At 63.3% G+C, this 17,682-nt stretch carries 17 protein-coding genes and 2 pseudogenes; 6 read left to right on the top strand and 13 right to left on the bottom strand.

Going from position 1 to position 17,682, the window contains the following annotated elements; translation table 11 throughout:
- Window position 1 precedes the first annotated feature (1 nt).
- The 4 genes and pseudogenes from X751_RS138320 (at window position 2) to X751_RS138330 (ending at window position 4,064) form a co-directional block, all read left to right on the top strand.
- Window positions 2-1,375, top strand: a complete 1,374-nt coding sequence (locus X751_RS138320) for an aspartate aminotransferase family protein (RefSeq protein WP_023745990.1) — start codon at window positions 2-4, stop codon at window positions 1,373-1,375.
- Between the two features lie 10 nt (window positions 1,376-1,385).
- Window positions 1,386-2,326: pseudogene (locus X751_RS01000000164215) on the top strand (3-keto-5-aminohexanoate cleavage protein).
- 209 nt (window positions 2,327-2,535) lie between these two features.
- The gene (locus X751_RS138325; protein WP_031247278.1) at window positions 2,536-3,039 is read left to right on the top strand and encodes a GNAT family N-acetyltransferase; all 504 of its coding nucleotides are present in this window, start codon (window positions 2,536-2,538) and stop codon (window positions 3,037-3,039) included.
- Complete coding sequence (locus X751_RS138330; RefSeq protein ID WP_023745988.1) at window positions 3,036-4,064, top strand: histone deacetylase family protein; 1,029 nt, start codon at window positions 3,036-3,038, stop codon at window positions 4,062-4,064. The genes X751_RS138325 and X751_RS138330 overlap by 4 nt, the downstream gene beginning before the upstream one ends.
- 4 nt (window positions 4,065-4,068) lie before the next feature.
- On the opposite strand, the gene X751_RS138335 is transcribed toward X751_RS138330, so the two are convergent.
- From X751_RS138335 to X751_RS138345, 3 genes are all read right to left on the bottom strand, one after another.
- Window positions 4,069-5,331, bottom strand: coding sequence for a cysteine desulfurase-like protein (locus X751_RS138335; protein ID WP_023745987.1), 1,263 nt, complete (start codon window positions 5,329-5,331; stop codon window positions 4,069-4,071).
- Window positions 5,332-5,383: 52 nt separating this feature from the next.
- Window positions 5,384-6,451: an aldo/keto reductase gene (locus X751_RS138340; protein ID WP_023745986.1), complete on the bottom strand. Its 1,068-nt coding sequence runs from the start codon at window positions 6,449-6,451 to the stop codon at window positions 5,384-5,386.
- 495 nt (window positions 6,452-6,946) lie between these two features.
- Window positions 6,947-7,414 (bottom strand): hypothetical protein, encoded by a 468-nt coding sequence (locus tag X751_RS138345; RefSeq protein ID WP_023745985.1) that lies wholly within the window; start codon window positions 7,412-7,414, stop codon window positions 6,947-6,949.
- 400 nt (window positions 7,415-7,814) lie between these two features.
- Between X751_RS138345 and X751_RS1000000166165 the strand changes: the two genes are divergently transcribed.
- Window positions 7,815-7,979 (top strand): hypothetical protein, encoded by a 165-nt coding sequence (locus X751_RS1000000166165; RefSeq protein WP_023706483.1) that lies wholly within the window; start codon window positions 7,815-7,817, stop codon window positions 7,977-7,979.
- A gap of 58 nt (window positions 7,980-8,037) precedes the next feature.
- On the opposite strand, the gene X751_RS138350 is transcribed toward X751_RS1000000166165, so the two are convergent.
- On the bottom strand, window positions 8,038-8,544 hold the full coding sequence (locus X751_RS138350; RefSeq protein ID WP_023690171.1) for a DUF1993 family protein: 507 nt from the start codon (window positions 8,542-8,544) through the stop codon (window positions 8,038-8,040).
- Between the two features lie 125 nt (window positions 8,545-8,669).
- Here X751_RS138350 and X751_RS138355 point away from each other — a divergent pair, with 125 nt between their 5' ends.
- Complete coding sequence (locus tag X751_RS138355; protein ID WP_023690172.1) at window positions 8,670-9,728, top strand: DUF1176 domain-containing protein; 1,059 nt, start codon at window positions 8,670-8,672, stop codon at window positions 9,726-9,728.
- Window positions 9,729-9,764: 36 nt separating this feature from the next.
- Here X751_RS138355 and X751_RS1000000168105 read toward each other — a convergent pair whose 3' ends face one another.
- The 9 genes and pseudogenes from X751_RS1000000168105 to X751_RS138385 form a co-directional block, all read right to left on the bottom strand.
- Window positions 9,765-10,388, bottom strand: a complete 624-nt coding sequence (locus X751_RS1000000168105) for a hypothetical protein (RefSeq protein ID WP_245265830.1) — start codon at window positions 10,386-10,388, stop codon at window positions 9,765-9,767.
- A 51-nt stretch (window positions 10,389-10,439) separates the two neighbouring features.
- Window positions 10,440-10,970, bottom strand: a complete 531-nt coding sequence (locus X751_RS1000000168100; RefSeq protein WP_245265829.1) for an epoxide hydrolase — start codon at window positions 10,968-10,970, stop codon at window positions 10,440-10,442.
- Between the two features lie 74 nt (window positions 10,971-11,044).
- On the bottom strand, window positions 11,045-11,956 hold the full coding sequence (locus tag X751_RS138360) for an alpha/beta hydrolase (RefSeq protein WP_245260151.1): 912 nt from the start codon (window positions 11,954-11,956) through the stop codon (window positions 11,045-11,047).
- A 185-nt stretch (window positions 11,957-12,141) separates the two neighbouring features.
- Window positions 12,142-13,752, bottom strand: coding sequence for a molybdopterin-binding/glycosyltransferase family 2 protein (locus tag X751_RS138365; protein ID WP_023736529.1), 1,611 nt, complete (start codon window positions 13,750-13,752; stop codon window positions 12,142-12,144).
- Window positions 13,749-14,453 carry an XdhC family protein gene (locus X751_RS138370; protein ID WP_023745984.1) on the bottom strand — a complete coding sequence of 235 codons (705 nt, stop codon included), beginning with the start codon at window positions 14,451-14,453 and terminating at the stop codon, window positions 13,749-13,751. The genes X751_RS138365 and X751_RS138370 overlap by 4 nt, the downstream gene beginning before the upstream one ends.
- A 2-nt stretch (window positions 14,454-14,455) precedes the next feature.
- The gene (locus tag X751_RS138375; protein ID WP_023734542.1) at window positions 14,456-14,794 is read right to left on the bottom strand and encodes an XdhC family protein; all 339 of its coding nucleotides are present in this window, start codon (window positions 14,792-14,794) and stop codon (window positions 14,456-14,458) included.
- 58 nt (window positions 14,795-14,852) lie between these two features.
- Window positions 14,853-16,186 (bottom strand): annotated as a pseudogene (locus X751_RS01000000164205) (VWA domain-containing protein).
- 4 nt (window positions 16,187-16,190) lie between these two features.
- Window positions 16,191-17,120 carry a MoxR family ATPase gene (locus tag X751_RS138380; RefSeq protein WP_023711480.1) on the bottom strand — a complete coding sequence of 310 codons (930 nt, stop codon included), beginning with the start codon at window positions 17,118-17,120 and terminating at the stop codon, window positions 16,191-16,193.
- Window positions 17,117-17,644 (bottom strand): flavin reductase, encoded by a 528-nt coding sequence (locus X751_RS138385; protein ID WP_023745983.1) that lies wholly within the window; start codon window positions 17,642-17,644, stop codon window positions 17,117-17,119. The genes X751_RS138380 and X751_RS138385 overlap by 4 nt, the downstream gene beginning before the upstream one ends.
- Window positions 17,645-17,682 lie beyond the last annotated feature (38 nt).

Raw genomic sequence — 17,682 nt, 5'->3', positions numbered from 1 at the left:
CATGCAGAAGCCCTCATCAACTGGTTCAGAAACGCGCGCGCCCTCGCACCTGTTCTACCTCTCCAGCCTGCGCCGGCCGCTGATCGACCGCGCCGAAGGCATTTATATGTGGACGCAGGACGGCCGCCGCTTCATCGACGGATCGAGCGGGCCGATGGTCGCCAATATCGGCCATTCCAACCGCAACGTGCTCGACGCCATGAAGCGGCAGATGGACCGCGTCACCTTCGCCTACCGGCTGCATTTCGAGAACGAACCGGCGGAAGAACTGGCGCGGGAGCTCGCCGGCAAACTGCCGGAGGGCATGGACCGAATCTTCTTCGTCTCCGGCGGTTCGGAGGCGACGGAATCCTGCATCAAGCTGGCGCGGCAATGGGCGGTCGCGACCGGCCAGCCGAAGCGCTGGAAGGTTATCACGCGTTTTCCCTCCTATCATGGCGGCACGCTGGGTTCGCTTTCGATAACCGGCGACGATGCGCTGGCCGAAACGTTCACACCGATGATGCGGGTGATGCCGACCGTGCCGGCGCCGACGGCATGGCGCGACCGCGACAATCTTTCGATGGAGCAGCGCGGCGTCCGCTATGCCGACATGCTGGAGGAGAAGATCCAGGCCGAGGGCCCGGACAGCGTGCTCGCCTTCATCATGGAGCCGATCGGCGGTGCGGCGACTTCGGCCCTCGTCGCACCGGACAGCTATTATCCGCGTATACGCGAGATCTGCGACCGCTACGGCATCCTGCTCATCCATGATGAAGTGATGAGCGGCGCCGGCCGCACCGGAAAATTCCTTGGCGGCGACCATTGGAACTGCAAGCCCGACATCGTCGCGCTGTCGAAGGGGCTTGGCTCCGGCTATGCGCCGCTCGGCGCGCTGGCCGCCCCGATGCGGCTGGTCGAGCCGCTGCTGGCGTCGGGCGGCTTCCAGCATGGCCACACCTATGCTGGCAATCCGCTCGCCTGCGCGGCCGGGCTCGCCGTGCTCGGCGAGATGGACCGCCTCGACCTGATCGCCAATGCCGCCGCGATGGGCGACGTGCTGATGGACGGGCTGAAAGGGCTGGCGAAGCGTTTTCCGTTCATCGCCGATGTCCGAGGCAAAGGCCTGCTCACCGGCGCCGAGATGGTTGCCGATCCCGAAACTCTACGGCCGATCGAACAGGGCAAGAAAGCCACGCAGCGCCTGCTCGACCTCGCCTACGAGCGCGGGCTGATCATCTACGGCCGCAGGGTCAAGGGCGGTGTCGACAGCGACAATTTCATGGTGGCGCCGCCGATGATCGTCACGGCTGAAGAGGTCGGGGAGATCATTTCCATCATCGGCGATTCGCTGGAAGTTCTGGCCGCCGAACTCGACCTGCCGGTCGAAGGCTGAGGGCTAAAGAATGGCGCCGAGGAAAGTCATCATCACCTGCGCGGTCACTGGCTCGGTGCACACCCCGTCCATGTCGCCCTATCTGCCGGTGACGCCGGACCAGATCGCGACCGACGCCATCGCGGCGGCCGAGGCTGGCGCCTCAATCCTGCATCTCCACGCCCGCGATCCCAAAGACGGCCGGCCGACCGCCGATCCTGAGGTGTTCATGCAGTTCCTGCCGCGCATCAAGCAAGCGACCGATGCGGTGATCAACATCACCACCGGCGGTTCGTCGCTGATGACGCTCGACCAGCGGCTGGCGGCACCACTGCGGGCCGAGCCGGAAATGTGCTCGCTCAACATGGGCTCGATGAATTTCGCGCTGTTCCCGATGCTCGACAAGCCAAGGGAGTGGCAGCACCAGTGGGAACCAAAGCTGCTCGAAGCCACGCGCGACACCATCTTCAAGAACACCTTTGCCGATATGGAAGGCGTGCTCGAAAAGCTCGGCAAGGGCTGCGGCACGCGCTTTGAGTTCGAATGCTACGATGTCGGCCATCTCTATTCGCTGGCGCATTTTCGCGACCGCGGGCTGGTGTCGGGGCCGCTGTTCATCCAGTTCGTGCTCGGCATTCTCGGCGGCATCGGCGCCGATCCCGACAATCTCATCCATATGAAGCGCATCGCCGACAAGCTGTTCGGCGACAGCTACCAGTTCTCGGTGCTCGCCGCCGGCCGCCATCAGATNGCCATCAGATGCCCCTGATCTCGATCGCGGCGGCGATGGGCGGCAATGTCCGCGTCGGGCTGGAGGACAGTCTCTACGATGGACGGCAATTGGCGAAATCCAATGCCGATCAGGTGCGCAGGATACGCGCCATTCTCGACGGGTTGTCGCTGGAAGTCGCAACGCCGACCGAGGCGCGCGAGATGCTGGCGCTGAAGGGTGGCGATAGGGTGGCGTTTTGAGATGATTGATCTGCGATGATGGCGTTCTGGCACACCCCCCTCTGGCCTGCCGGCCATCTCCCCCTCAAGGGGGGAGATCGGATGTCACTGCGGCCTTCGCCAATCTCAATCGTTGCAAAATGGATGGCAGCGCCAAAGCTGCCAATCTCCCCCCTTGAGGGTGAGATGTCCGGCAGGACAGAGGGGGGTGCCTGGGCGCCTTGCCTATCGTGAGTACAGTCACCCTCCGCCCCGGCACCATCGACGACGTCGACACCATCCATGCCGCGCTGCTCAAGCTCGGCACCCATATCGGCGCGCATCAGGAGATCACGTCCACTGCCGACGATCTCCGCCGCTACGGCTTTGGCGACAAACCCGCCTTCTCCACCCTGATCGCCGAGATCGGCGGCGATTTTGCGGGGCTCTGCCTGCATTTCCCGATCTTCTCGACATGGATGGGGCGGCCCGGCGTCTATATCCAGGACCTCTATGTCGAGGACCGGTTTCGCGGCCGCAAGATCGGCGAAAGACTGCTGCGCCGGGTCGCGCGCGACTGCCGCAAGGACGGCGGCGCCTATCTCAGGCTGTCCGTCGACACCGACAATGACGGCGCCAAGGCTTTTTATGAGCGGCTGGGCATCGCCTGGTCGAGCTACGAGCAGACGCAGAAGATCGTTGGCGATGCCTTTTTCGCCTTTGCCGATGCAGCGCAGGATGGGGACGCGGAATGAAAGCCTTCTTTGCCGAGGAGCAGAAACGCCACGACCCGAAGGCCTTTCTGTCCAGCGGTGCGCCGCAGCCCAATCCCGAACAGCCGGAGCGGGTAGAGCGATTGTTAGCCGGCGCAAAATCCGCCGGATTGACGATCGAGCGGCCCAGGGAACATGGCCTAGGCCCAGTGGCGGCCGTGCATACGCCGGAGTATCTCGCCTTCCTCGAACACATTTTTGCGCGCTGGCAGCGCATCGAGGGCGCATCCGCGGAAGTCATCCCCAACATCCATCCACTGGCCCGCACAGGGTCCTATCCGGCCTCGGCGGTCGGCCAGGCCGGCTACCACATGGCCGACACCGCTTGCCCGATTTCGGCCGAAACCTGGCACAGCGCGCTGTGGAGCGCCTGGAGTGCAGTCGAGGCAGCCGAAGCGGTGATATCGGGCGCGCCTGCCGCTTATGCGCTCTGCCGGCCGCCCGGCCATCATGCCTTTGCCGATGTCGCCGGCGGCTTCTGCTTCATCAACAATTCAGCGGTCGCGGCCCAGGTGTTGCGCAAGCAGGCGGGGCGGGTGGTGATCCTCGATGTCGACCTGCATCACGGCAACGGCACGCAAGGCATCTTTTATACGCGTTCCGACGTCCTGACGGTGTCGCTGCACGCCGATCCGGTGCGCTTCTATCCGTTCTTCTGGGGCCATGCCGATGAGCGCGGCGAAGGTCCGGGCCTCGGCTATAATTTCAACCTGCCATTGCCGCGCAAATCAGCCGACGCGGCGTTTCTGGAGGCCCTCGAAGTGGCGTTCCAGCGTATCCGCGCCTTTTCGCCGGACGCGCTGGTCGTGGCGCTCGGTCTCGATGCGTTCGAGGGCGATCCGTTCGGCGGGCTTTCGGTGACCACGCCCGGTTTCTCGCGGATCGGCGAGGCAATTGCCAAGCTCGGCCTGCCGACGGTTATCGTCCAGGAAGGCGGCTATCTTTGCGACGCGCTCGGCGACAATCTCACGGCGTTCCTCACCGGTTTCGGCGGCAAACAGCGATAGCTGACTAGCGCTGCTGCCTCAGCATGGCGATCACCCGGTGCACGCTTTCCAACGTCTCGTCGATCTCTGCCGCCGTGTTGTAGTGCGCAATACCGATGCGCACGACTCCCTGCTCGGCCGGAATGCCGAGATGGTGGACGATCTCCCAGGCGTAGTTGTGACCCGACCATAGAAAAATGTTCTCGGCATTCATCTGCCGCACGATCGTCTCTGGCACGATGCCGTCGACGGTGAAGGACACGGTCGGCACGCGCTCAATGACACGCTTCTGATCTGTGATGCCGCGGATGGTCAGGCCCTCAATGGCGGACAGCCCATCGATCAGCCTCAGCGCCAGCGGGTTTTCGTAGGCGATCGACACTTCGTATGCCTTTGCGATCTTTTGCCTTCGCGAACCGCCCTCGCCGGCCGCAGCACCGAGTTCGGCTAAGTAATCGACCGCTGCGGTAAGTCCGGCCATCAGTTCGATCTGCGGCGTACCGAGTTCGAAGCGCTCCGGCAGGCCATTGGACGAGCAACGGCATTTGTAGGGTTGCAGCGCATCGATGATGTCGCGGCGGCCCCAAAGAATGCCCATGTGCGGGCCGAAGAACTTGTAGGCAGAGCAAACCAGGAAGTCGCAGCCGAGATCCTGCACGTCGACCAGCCCATGCGGCGCGAACTGCACGGCGTCGACATAGACCACCGCGCCGGCCTGTTTGGCGATGGCCGTCAGCGCTTTCACCCGATTGATCGAGCCGGTGAGGTTCGAGGCATAGTTCAGCGCCACGAGCCGAGTCTTGTCGGTGAGCAGGGCGCTGAGCGCCGCCTCCTCGACCTGCCAGCTCTTTTCGTCGAAGGGCAGGAAGCGCACGACGAGGCCAAGATCTTCGGCCAGCTGCAGCCAGGGCGAGACATTGCCCTCATGATCCATGCGGGTGACGATGATCTCGTCGCCCGGCTTGAAGCCGCGGCCGAGCGTGCGCGACATGTGATAGGTCAGCGTCGTCATGTTGGCGCCGATGATTATTTCCTCCGCGCTCGCTGCACCCAGGAAATCGGCCATCGCCGCATGGGCGTCGTCGAACACCTTTTGCGCGGCACGCGTGGTTTCGAAATAGCCGCCGAGATTGGCGTTGGTGGTGAGGAGGCAGCGCGCCACCGCGTCGGCAACCGCTTGCGGCACCTGGGTGCCGGCCGGATTGTCGAGATAGATGCGCCGGCGGCCCTTGTCGGTCAGGTCCAGCGCCGGAAATTTTCCCCTGACGGTCTCGATCGGAAAATCCATGGCTGTCCCCTTCCCCTTGTCTTTGCTCGGCAATCCCGGCCAAACGGTCTGCTTATGGGCACGGATTGCCGACGCGCTGGTGGATCGCATCCACGCCCTTCTGCATCTCGTCGGTCCAGGTCACGTCGGCTGACGACAGCGCCATCTCAAGCTGGGCAATCGTCGTCGCGCCGATGATGCTGGAGGTGACGAACGGCCGGCTGGCGACATAGGCGTTGGCAAACAGCGCAGGTTCAAGGCCGAAGGAGCGCGCCAGTTCGTTGTATGCGAGCTGCGCTTCCGCGGCATTCGGCGTCTCGTAGCGCTGGCCGCGGTTGAACAGCTGCGAGCGCGAGCCTTGCGGTCGCGCGCCATGGTCGTATTTGCCGGTGAGATAGCCTTGCGCCAGCGGCGAATAGGCGAGAAAGCCAACCTCTTCGCGGTCGCAGACTTCGGCGAGGTTCACCTCAAAGGTGCGGTTGACCAGATTGTAGGCGTTCTGCAGCGAAACGATGCGCGGGCCGACGCCCTTGTCGGCCTCGGCAATGAAGCGCATGACGCCCCAGGAGTTCTCGTTCGACAGGCCGAGATGGCGGATCTTTCCCGCCTTCACCAGCTCCTCGAAGACGGCGAGTGTCTCGGCGATCGGCGTCTCGCCGGCCGGCGCGCCAACGGCGTCGGCACGGCGCGGCACAGCACCCACGCGGGTCGGGTTGGCGCCCCAGGGGATGTCGCGCTCCGGCCAATGGATCTGATAGAGATCAAGATAGTCGGTGCCGAGCTTGGCCAGCGATTTGTCGATGGCGTCAAAGATGTCGGCGCGCACCAGCTTCGACGGACGGCCGCCGCGGAACCAGCTGTTGGCGGTGCGGCCGACCACTTTCGAGGCCAGGATGACCTTGTCGCGGTTGCCGTTGGCCTTCATCCAGCTACCGATGAACTTCTCCGTCCGCCCCTGCGTCTCCTCCTTGGGCGGTATCGGGTAGAGCTCGGCCGTGTCGATGAAATTGACCCCGCGCTCAAAGGCCAGATCCATCTGCGCATGGCCTTCGGCCTCGGTGTTCTGCTCGCCCCAGGTCATCGACCCCAGGCAGATCTGGGTAACAAGAAGATCGGTCCGACCGAGACGGCGTTTGTGCATGGGGTTTCTCCGGCGGGAGGTTTGCGCGGACGGCGCGGGGAGGAGATTCCAGCATAAAGCAAAGGCTGCGGCTTCTCCAACCCCCTGCCGGCTCCGGGTGGTGCCTCAGTTTGAATTCCTGAGCCACGGGATAGTCGCACGGCATTCACTCTCAGCCGCCTCAGCGGTCTCGTAAAATCCTCCTCCGAAGCTGTTTTCGGAGGGTGCCCAGTAAGCATATCTCTCGTCGAGACCGTGTTCGCCTTCGTACCAAGCGTCCTCACGGAACGTGTAATAAGAAGCTTCACCTACTTCAAATCTGACGATATTGGCCCGTGCAAGCCGATCATCTCGATAGATCGTTTTGAGTACAGTGCTCATCCCAGTCGCTTTTTTTGCAAGGTCCGCGCTTTTCCGGCTTTGGCGCAACGCGCGTCCATCTTCTCGCAACGCTCTTTCATCGACCAGGCTGATACACTACTCGGCTCCAACCTTTGCGTGAATTGTGAGAGTGCTCTAACGGCGTGCCCCAGCCAAAGCCCGCCGCTTGGCTTCGTCGATCAACATGTTGGCCACCTGCATGCGGATCATGGCGCGCTGGCGCAGATGCGGCGCGACACGGTCGGGATGGTTGGCGAAAGCGAAGCTGCGGCGCATGCGGCCGAGATCGGCGTTCTTGACGGGATGATCGAGGCCGAGTTCGACCGCGATTGCGTCAGGATCGATCGGTGGCAGCTTCTCCTCGGGCTTTGCTTCCTCGCCGGCCAGTGCCAGCTTGGCCTGGTCGAGAAGGGCTGCGAATTCGGCGGCAAGATCGGACCCCGCTTCGCGATACTCGGCCGTGAAGGTTTCGCCGGAGACCTTGATGCGGCCGGAATGAAGCTCGTCGGCCACGGAGAGATAGTCGAACGGGATCGACGGCCGCGCGCCTGTCTCCCCGCCAGCCTCGTCCTTGTCGGAGGCGACGAACAGATCGTCGAGCAAGGAAGCGAAATCCCGCTTGGCGCCGATGTCAGCCTCCCCCTCGTTTTGCGCATGCGAACAGAGCCGGTCGCACCATAGAACCGGCTCGTTAAAAATGAATGCCACTGATCTTAACCAGTTTAGGCGTTCGCCGGGCTTGCGCGACCGGTTGATGGTGCAGCTCAACAAAAAGCCGGACTGCATTTGCATGCAGTCCGGAAATTCGCCAGGAGTGGCGAGGAAAAGCCGGCCATGTGCCAGCGTCTATGCATACGGTGGGGATGCGCCACAAGTTTCAGCGCACGCGGCAATTGTGCCGAAAAAAATTCGCTTGGAATGGCTGCCATGCAAATGCTGCACTGCACAATCTTCACAATTTTCCTATACTCGGCGCCGTGGAGGATCAACAAGGGGCCGAATCATGGGGTTCTTCACTGAAATGTTTGCCCGTCCGCGTCCGCAGGAGCATCTGCGTTATCGTTCCGCACTGGCGTTGCTGCATTCGATGAGCAATGCCGACCGCGCCGACATCGGCATCAAGCCGGCCGACTTCCCGCGCATAGCCCGCGAAATGTCCGTGCGCTGAACCAGCGCGAGACGAGGTTTCCCGGCAGCGACCGGGAAACCTCGGAATGCCGAATTCGTCAACGATTCCCGAGATAGGCACCCTTGGTCAGCGGCACGCCATTGTGGCGCAGGATGTCGTAAGCCGTGGTCACGTGGAAATAGAAGTTGGGCATGGCGACATGCAGCAGATACTGCATGCCTGGCATCGAGGCTTCGCGCTGGCCAAACTTCAGTTCGACCACCCTTTCATCCGAACCCTCGAATTCGGCGGCTGAGAATGACGCCAGCAGATCGAGCGTCTTGGTCAGGCGCGCCTGCAACTCGGCGAAGGTCGCTTCATTGTCTTCGTATTTCGGCACCTCGCGACGGGCCAGCCGTGATGGCGCGCCCTTGGCGTGGTCGGTGGCGACCTGCACCTGCCTGACCAGCGCGTACATGTCGGGCGCCAACCTCGCGGTCAAAAACACCTGCGGGTCGATCTTGCGCTCGGTTGCATTCTGTTCGGCCGCCGACAGCACGCCGGACAGCGCCTTCAGCCTGGCCGAAAACACCGGCACCGAGGCTTCATACATCGATAGTGTCACGTTCAAATCTCCATTGCGGCTGAAGCGCCGACGGCGGGACGTAGCGCCTTCCCGGAGGATTTTTCAAGCGTCACCACGTCGCCGCAATCTCTATGATAGACTCCTTTCGTGGTGGAGATTCTCCGATGAGACGCGTCTTTCTGGCAGCGGCCGCCTTTTGCTCCCTTGCCGCATCCGGCCAGGCTGTGTTCGCCGACGATGAACCGGCAGCCGATGACCAAGCCCCTTACGTCGATGACAGGTCGGACGCCGCAGCCGTCATCCGCTCGCTCTACAGCGCCATCAACCGGCACGAATTCGCCCGCGCCTGGGCTTACTACGGCGATACCAAGCCGGCAAAGGATTTTGATACCTTCGTCAAGGGCTATGACGGCACCGACAAGGTCGACGTCGAAACCGGCGCCATTTCCGATGAAGGTGCGGCCGGCAGCATCTATTACAGCGTTCCGGTCGCCATCCGCGCCACCGACAAGGACGGCAAGGAAGCAGTTTTCGCCGGCTGCTACACGCTGCGCCAGGTCAGCGCTCAGATCCAGGCCCCGCCGTTCCGACCGATCTTTATCGACAAGGGCGCGCTGAAGCCATCCAAGGCCGATTTCGAGGGGGCGCTGCCGCCAAGCTGTGGTGACGGGCCGCCGCCGCCGAAGAAGGACACCGCACTCGAGCACGTGAAGAAACTGTTCGCCGCTGATTATGGCGATCAGTGTGACAAGCAATTTCTCGGCGAGGAGCCGAACATCTTTTCGATCAAATACAAGGCAAAGGACGCGGCTGCCAGCGATCCCGACAAGGAAACGCGGCTTTTCGAGTTCTACTGCCAAGCGGCAGCCTATAACGCAAGTTCGGTCTACTACATGACCGACGAAGTATCGGGCGTGCGGCAGTTGCAGTTCACCGAGCCCGAAATGGATATCCGTTACGAGAACAATGACAGCGACGGCAAACTGCTGGGCATGGATATCATCGGCTTCCGCACAACCGGCTGGGCGGCCAATTCCGAATATGACGAAGAAGCCAAGACGCTGACCACGTTCAACAAATGGCGCGGCATCGGCGACGCCTCGGACAAGGGGATATACCTGTTCCGTAACGGCGATTTCTCCCTCGTCCAATATGATGTGGACGCGTCTTACGATGGCGAGGAGAACCCGCAGACGGTGGTCGACTACAACACCGCGCCGTAGGGGTCTTAGCAGGAACCGCCGCGCTCAAGCAGTCCTTCACATTCGCCTTCTCGTTTCAGGCCGGGAACGCATCGGCCGGAAGAAGGCGCGAATGTCTTCGACCAGAAGACTCGGTTCCTCCAGCGCAGCGAAATGGCCGCCTCGCGGCATCGATGTCCATCGCTGAACGTCAAAGACCCGCGCCACCCAGGATCGAGGCGGCATCGGCAACTCGCGAGGGAAAAGCGCTACCCCAAATGGCGGCGAAACGCGTTCCAGCGTCTCGAACGCAAGAGGGAACAGTCGATTCTCCTTGTAGAGCCGCAAGGACGAGGTGAGCGCGTTGCTGAACCAATAGAGCGAAACATCCGTAAGGAGCGTGTCCATGCCGAAGGTGCGCTCCACGTCACCGTCGCAATCGCTCCAGCTACGGAACTTCTCGATCATCCAGGCTGCGAGACCGATCGGCGAGTCTGTCAGAGCATAAGCAAGCGTCTGAGGCTTCGTGCCCTGCAGATGGGCATAGGCGCCCTCCGTTGCCGTCCAGGCCGCGGCGTTGTCCAGAAAGGCCTGCTCCTCAACGGTGACGGGTGGCAGACCTGCACCCAAGGGTGGCCGATAGCTCCCGGGAATGTAATTGACGTGGACGCCAAGCACGCTTTCGGAATGGAGCCGTGCCATCCAGGCGGAAACGCCCGCCCCGATGTCGCCTCCTTGGGAAGCGAAGCGGTCTTAGCCGAGCCCCCGCATCAACTGTACCCATAACTCCGCGATGCGGCCGGAATGGAAGCCTGGTTCCGTCGGCGCCTGGGAAAAGCCGTATCCGGGCAAGGAGGGAACTACCACGTGGAAAGCGTCGGCCGGGTCACCACCATGGGCAGCTGGGTCTGCCAGCAATGGAATGACGTGTTCCATTTCGATGAACGAGCCGGGCCAGCCATGCGTTATGATCAGCGGCAGCGGCGCCGGTCCGTTGCCTGGCTGGTGGACAAAGTGGACATCTAGGTTGTTCAGCCTCGTCAGATATTGCGGCAGCCGGTTCAGCCGCGCCTCTTGCACTCTCCAGTCGAAGCGGTCTCGCCAGTAATCCGCAAGGCGCTTGATGAACGGCAGGTCGGCCCCATCACTCCAGCCCGCTTCGCTTAGCGGAATTGGCCATCGTGTTGCGCTAAGCCGGCGCTGGAGATCTTCAAGTTGTTCGTTCGGAATTTGGATCTTGAAGGGGTGAGCGTCCATCGCTGTGCTTCCGATCTGTTGGATCATATCAGCCTACCCCAGTAAGGATATCGGCCGAACCATGATCGCCAAAACCAACGGGCACCTCTGGGCCATATGCCTCAGGGCGCTTTTGACAGCATCCAGTTCAACGTTTGGCGCCAGTCCACCATGCGGATCGGCGTGCCGTGGGTGCCCGTTTCAAAACGGACGAACCGGGTCGGATAGGCTTTCGAGTTCGCAATGATGGAGCGGAAGAAGGCTTCCTGTTTCTCCACGGGAAAGACCGGGTCCTTGCTGCCCTGGCCGAAAAACACCGGCACGTGACGCCTGTAAGCCGGGCTCGAAAGGAAGCTGTCATCCCATAGCGAGCCGAGCAGCAGCAGCCCGCTGATGCGCCGTCCGGTATCGTCGCGGCCGGCAAGTTTCCAGCACAGCGCACCACCCATCGAGCCGCAGGCGACGAAAATCTTCGCGTCCGGCGAGGCCTCGGCATAGTGGCCGATCAGGGCTGCGATCTGCGCCGCGCCCTTGTCGCCGAAATCGGTGAAATCGGGTGAGAGATAAAGGCCGCCATTGCCGGCCATCAGGTTCTTGATGCGGTTGAAATTGCCGCCGAAGGTGAAGTCGTCGACACCCTGCTTGCGGCTGCCGCCCTGCCCGTGCAGGTAAAGCACGATGATGCCGGCGCCATCGGTCTTGCCGACAGCGACATGCCTGACATCCCCGGCATCGGTTTTCAGCATCAAATCCTGCTGCACCTTGCGCACGCCGGTGTCGGTATACTGCGCATGCACGCGCTTTTCCGGCACTTCGTCGCGGTCGTTGATGTCGCGCATCTCGCGATAGTCGATGACGGTGTAGGCGCCTTTGTCCGTGGACGAGAGCGTCGCCGGATAGGCGAAGAGGTCATCCTTGTAGGGTTTTAGTTCGAGCGCGTCGGCGTGGGCGGCAGAGAACAGGAAAAAGAGCGAAATCAGAAGGCTATGGAGCGCGGCCGCCCCCCTCTGGGCTGCCGGCCATCTCCCCCTCAAGGGGGGAGATTGGATATCACGCCGCCTTCCGCCAATCTTCAAAGCTGCAGGATAGACGCCGCCATCGAGGCTGCTGATCTCCCCCCTTGAGGGGGAGATGGCCGGCAGGCCAGAGGGGGGTAGAAGCGCTGAGGCAAGTAAAGAGAGAGCCATGCTAAAGGCATGCGTTTTTCGGCTTCGCTTTGTCAATCCTGCAGCACGCCGCCGGCGTCTTCCAGCGCCTCACGGGTGTCGACATCGATCGACGCGCCGTCGCCGATCTCGACGTCGATGACATCCAGTCCCTCGGCCTCGACCAGATGGCGGGCGCCGGTGTCGCCCTCGAGGTGAGCGATGCCTCCAAACAGCGCGCGTGGCAGCAGCACCGGATTGCCGCGGCGGCCGTCATGGGCGGCACGCACCACTGAGCGGCCGCCGTCCCTACGGAAGGCCTCGATCAACCGGTCGAGATCGGCCGATGAGATACCCGGCATGTCGCCGAGGACGATCATGGCGCCGGCCGCCTCGGCTCCAACGCGGGCAATGCCGGCTTTTAGAGACGAGGAAAGGCCGTCGGCAAAATCCGGATTGTCGGCGAAGATCACGTCGAGGCCGGTCAAGGCTTGGTGCACCCGCTCACGCTGGTGGCCGGTGACGACAACGGTGCTGGTTGCCTTCGAGGCCAGTGCGCGCTCGACTGTCCGGCGCACCAGCGGTTTGCCGTCGAACAGCGCCAGAAGCTTGTTCGGCCCGCCCATGCGGCTGGAGCGACCGGCGGCCAGAAGCACGATCTCGACCTTCAGCCCGGCTCTCGCCGGCAGCGGCTCGCGCGGCTGCGGCCGGGTCGGGATTTCCATCAAGAGGCCGCCAACGCCCATGCCGGCGATGTCCTTGGCGGTGACGTCGAGACCGGCGATCAGCCTGTCGAGCACCCAATCGAAACCGTTCTCCTTGGGGCTGCGGGCGCAACCGGGCGCGCCGATGACGCGCTTGCCGTCGAGCGTGCCCAGCACCAGCAGATTGCCGGGATCGACGGGCATGCCCGCGCGGATCACCGTGCCACCTGCTGCCTCGATCGCCGCCGGAACGACATCGTTGAAATCGCTCATCGCCGAGGCGCCGAAGATCACCACCATGTCGTTGTCGCGCGCCAGCGCGGCGGCGGCCTCGGCGACGGGCGCAATTTCGTGCGGCGTGCGGCGCTCCGTCGTCAGCCGGCCGCCGGAGCGTGCCAGCCGCGCTTCGGTGACGCGTAGCGTCTTGTCGAGCACGCTCGCCTTGATGCCGGGCAGCACCGTCTGGATGACGCCGATGCGCACCGGATGGTAGGCGTTGACGGCGAAGATCTCGCCGCCGGCGCAGATCTTTGTCACCGCATCGACAAGGGCCGAGGCAACGGCGAACGGGATGATCTTGACCGTCGCCACCATCTGGCCCTGCTCAACCGGCGCGTGCTGCGCCAGCGTGGCGATGGTGATGGTCGGGTCGACCGCATTGATGGCGTCGATCATGGCGGCATCGACGGTGAAGAGACCGGCGGCCTTGGCATGGAGGTTGACGCGGCCGGTCGCGGCCGGTTTTGCCTCTATGTTGCGGTGGGCCATGCTGGCAGCAATCTTTTCGGCCGCCGCATCCTCGCTGAGGTCATCGGCGGCAAGCACCGCCACGACGATCTCGGTAATGCCGGCCGCCTTCAGCACCGCCACGTCCTGCGTGCTCAGCCTGTGCGCCTTGCGGAAACGCCGCTCGCCCGCCGTCGTGGCATGCGCCAGCACCGCGCCTTGCGCCTTGTCGATTGGAACCGGACCGAATCTCACGCCGCAGCGCCTTTCGATTCCAGCCCGCGCGAGCGAAAGGCGTGGATCGTCTGCGCCAGGATGGCGACGGCGATCTCGGCCGGGCTCGCCGCGCCAATGTCGATACCGATCGGTGCGTGGATGCGGGCGATCTGGTCGGCGCTGGCGCCGAGCGCCAGCAGGCGCTCGACGCGCCTGGCGTGTGTTTTGCGGCTGCCGAGTGCGCCGACATAGAAACAGTTGGCGTCGAGCGCGGCCTTCAGTGCGAAATCGTCGATCTTCGGATCATGGGTTACGGCGGCGAGCGCCGTATAGCTGTCGAGCGGCTGGCGTTTCAGCACATCCTCCGGCCATTCGGCATGGAGTGCTACATCGGGAAAACGGTCCGGGGTGGCGAAGGCGGTGCGCGGATCGACGATCTCCAGGGGATAGCCGGCGATCCTGGCCATCGGCGCCAGCGCCTGACTGATATGGACGGCGCCGACTACCACCAGGCGCGGCTGCGGCAAATGCGCGTTGAGGAAGAAGGTGCGCCCTTCAGCCTCGACCGAACCGGAATTGCCGGTGCGAAATGCCTTGGCGATCGCTTGCCCGAGATCGCCGGCAACCTGGTCGCCTTCGCGCACGATGCGGTCGCGGCCGTCGCCGAGATCGGTGACCAGGATCGCGGCGCGGCGGGCCCGGCGTTCGGCATTGAGCGTTTTGAGAGCGTAGGGATCCATGCCTAACCAAGCCGCTCCACATAGACCTTGATGCGGCCGCCGCAGGACAGGCCGACCTGCCAGGCGGTTTCGTCGGCAACGCCGAACTCCAGCATTTTGGCCTTGCCGCTATCGATGACGTCGATCGCCTCGCTTACCACGGCGCCCTCGACGCAGCCGCCCGAGACCGAGCCGTGGAAATTGCCTTCGGCGTCGATGACCAGATGACTGCCAACCGGCCTCGGCGCCGAACCCCAGGTCTCGACCACAGTGGCGATGGCGACATCCTTGCCGTCCTTCATCCAGCCTTCCGCGATGATCAAGGGGTCGCGGGCCTCATCGAGATAGATGCTGTTGTCCATGATCGCTTGCCTCAAAGTCTGTTTTTCTCTGGGAGCCTGTTTTCGGAATCCAATATGGCTATGCGGCGCGCCTGACACCAGCGTCCAGCCAGCGACGCGGATCGACCGAAGCGGCGGATTTCTTGTCCAGCGAGGCGCAGAGGTCGGCCAGCGCATCGAGATTGTGTACCGAGCGGAACTCGTCGACATGAGGCAGCATCGCTCTGACGCCGCGGGCGCGGGCCTCGAAACCGTCGAAGCGCAATAGGGGATTCAGCCAGATCAGCCGCCGGCAGGATTTGTGCAGGCGATCCATCTCCTCCGACAGGCCGGCGACATCGTCGCGCTCCAGCCCGTCGGTGATCAGCAGCACCACCGCACCCTGCCCGAGCACGCGGCGTGACCAGTGCTTGTTGAACTCCGCCAGCGTATCGCCGATGCGGGTGCCGCCCGACCAGTCCTTCACCGCCGCCGAGCAGTCGGCAAGGGCGGCATCGGGGTCGCGATGGCGCATCTGCCGCGTGAGATTGGTCAGCCGCGTGCCGAAGACGAAGGTGTGCACGCGCCGCCGTTTTTCGGTCAGCGCATGCAGAAAGTGCAGGAAGATGCGCGTGTACTGGCTCATCGAACCGGAGATATCGGCGAGAACCACCAGCGGCGGATGCACTTCGCGGGCTGAGCGGAATTTCGGCAGGATCAGTTCGCCGCCGGTGCGCGCGGCCGAGCGCATCATGGCGCGTGGATCGATACGGCGGCCATGCAGGNCAGTTCGCCGCCGGTGCGCGCGGCCGAGCGCATCATGGCGCGTGGATCGATACGGCGGCCATGCAGGTCTGCCTTGAAGCGTCGGGTACGGACCATGTCGAACGGCAGCCGCAGCCGGGCAATCGCCTTCTTGGCGTCTGCCATCTCGTCGGCATTCATCTGGGCAAAGTCCTTGCCGCGCAGCACTTCATTCCCGGAGAAGGTTAGCCGGGCGTCGACTTCGATCTCCGGGATTTCCCTGACCGGCCGATTCTTCTCGTGGCCTTCGAACATGGCCTGGCTGACGCGGTTTTCTGCCGCGCGCGGCTTTTGCTTCTCCCTGGTGTCGGGCGCCACCGGCGAGAACATCACCAGAAGTTTCTCGATCAGCTCGCGCGATTTCCAGAACAGCCGGAAGGCTTCGTCGAAAACAGGGTGATCCTCGTGCCGCGACACCAGCACGGCATGCAGCGTCCAGTAGAAATCGTCGCGCGAACCGATGCCGGCTGCCAGCACCGCCTCGATCCCATCCTTGACCGAAGCCGGCCCGACCCGCATGCCGGATTTGCGCAAGGTGCGGGCGAAATAGACGATGTTGTCGGCGATGCGCCCGTCTTCGGTCGCCTCTCTGGGTTCGGTCTCTTTGGGGTAAGCACCCGGCGCCTTCACTGCCCTACTCCGCCGCCGCCAGTTCGGCCTTGACCTCATCGAGGATGCGCCGGCCCTCGCCCGCGCCGATGCGGGCAATGTCGTCCTGGTATTTCAGCAAAACGCCGATCGTGTCGGAGACGGTTTCGGGATCGAGCGCCACCTTGTCGAGTTCGGTCAGCGCGCCGGCCCAGTCGATGGTCTCGGCAACGCCCGGCGCCTTGAATAGTTCGACTTGGCGCAGCTTCTGGATGAACGACACCACTTCGGCCGAAAGCCGGCTGTTGGCCTGCGGCACCTTGCGCCGCACGATCTCCAGCTCGCGCTCGGCATTGGGATAATCGACCCAGTGATAGAGGCAGCGCCGCTTCAGCGCGTCGTGGATTTCGCGGGTGCGGTTGGTGGTGATGATGACGATCGGCGGCTCCTCCGCCTTGATCGTGCCAAGCTCGGGCACCGTCACCTGGAAATCGGACAGGATTTCGAGCAGGAACGCCTCGAAGGCTTCGTCGGTGCGGTCGAGCTCGTCGATCAGGAACACCGGGGCCGCACCCGCCTTGCCGGTCAGCGCATCGAGCACCGGCCGGCGGATCAGGTATTTTTCGGAAAAGACATTGCGCTCCATGTCGGAGCGGTCGACCGAGCCTGCCGCCTCCTCCATGCGGATCTCTATCATCTGCGCGGCGTAATTCCACTCATAGACAGCGGACGAGACGTCGAGCCCTTCATAGCATTGCAGGCGGATCAGCCGGCGGCCGAGTGCCTGCGCCAGCACCTTGGCGATCTCGGTCTTGCCGACGCCGGCCTCGCCCTCGAGGAAGAGCGGCCGCTGCATGCGCAGCGACAGGAACAGCACCGTTGCGAGCGAGCGGTCCGCGACATAGTCCGCGCCGGTCAGGAGATCGAGCGTTTCGTCGATCGTCCGCGGCGCGGGGCGCGGTTTCAGCTCGGTCATTCTTTCTCCGTTGCCGCCTCTGCTCCGCTCTGCAGCACGTGGTAGTCGCGGGCGTGGTAGATCAGCGGCCGCAAATTATCGCCCATGCGCAGGCCTGTCACCTTGCCAAAAAGCACACGATGGGTGGCGAGATCCTTGGTGTCCATCAATTCGCAGTCGAAAACCGCAAGAGCGCCCTTCAGGGTAGGCGCGCCCGTCGATATGACATCCCACTCGCCAAACCCGAAACGCTCATCGGCAGACAGCCCGGTCAGGCCTGAAAACGCCACCGATAGGGGCTGCTGGTGCGAAGCCAGCGTGTTCAGCGCAAACCGGCCGTTTTGCACGAAGAGCTCGTTCTTGGCATTCTCGCGGTTGAGACAGACGAGAACCGTCGGCGGCGTGTCCGACACCGAACAGGCCGCAATCACCGTCGTGCCGCGTTTGCCGGCGGGCCCGTCGGTGGTCACCACATGGACGTGGCCGGCAAAATGCGCCATCGCGTCGCGATAGGCCTGAGGCCCTATGTCGTTCAACTTCAACACCGATGATTTTCCATAAGCGGGAATCCAAGCGTTATATA

Source organism: Mesorhizobium sp. LNJC394B00 (genome assembly GCF_000502555.1).
GTDB lineage: Bacteria > Pseudomonadota > Alphaproteobacteria > Rhizobiales > Rhizobiaceae > Mesorhizobium.
Note: the sequence above shows the minus strand (reverse complement) of the source record. Positions and strands in the feature narration are given on the sequence as shown.

Bases quoted from the DNA above. Each gene is read 5' to 3' on its own strand.
- X751_RS138320 (WP_023745990.1), top strand. From the start codon at position 2: ATGCAGAAGCCCTCATCAACTGGTTCAGAAACGCGCGCGCCCTCGCAC.
- X751_RS138330 (WP_023745988.1), top strand. From the start codon at position 3,036: ATGAAAGCCTTCTTTGCCGAGGAGCAGAAACGCCACGACCCGAAGGCC.
- X751_RS138335 (WP_023745987.1), bottom strand. From the start codon at position 5,331: ATGGATTTTCCGATCGAGACCGTCAGGGGAAAATTTCCGGCGCTGGAC.
- X751_RS138340 (WP_023745986.1), bottom strand. From the start codon at position 6,451: ATGCACAAACGCCGTCTCGGTCGGACCGATCTTCTTGTTACCCAGATC.
- X751_RS1000000166165 (WP_023706483.1), top strand. From the start codon at position 7,815: ATGGGGTTCTTCACTGAAATGTTTGCCCGTCCGCGTCCGCAGGAGCAT.
- X751_RS138355 (WP_023690172.1), top strand. From the start codon at position 8,670: ATGAGACGCGTCTTTCTGGCAGCGGCCGCCTTTTGCTCCCTTGCCGCA.
- X751_RS1000000168105 (WP_245265830.1), bottom strand. From the start codon at position 10,388: ATGGCACGGCTCCATTCCGAAAGCGTGCTTGGCGTCCACGTCAATTAC.
- X751_RS1000000168100 (WP_245265829.1), bottom strand. From the start codon at position 10,970: ATGATCCAACAGATCGGAAGCACAGCGATGGACGCTCACCCCTTCAAG.
- X751_RS138370 (WP_023745984.1), bottom strand. From the start codon at position 14,453: ATGGATCCCTACGCTCTCAAAACGCTCAATGCCGAACGCCGGGCCCGC.
- X751_RS138375 (WP_023734542.1), bottom strand. From the start codon at position 14,794: ATGGACAACAGCATCTATCTCGATGAGGCCCGCGACCCCTTGATCATC.
- X751_RS138380 (WP_023711480.1), bottom strand. From the start codon at position 17,120: ATGACCGAGCTGAAACCGCGCCCCGCGCCGCGGACGATCGACGAAACG.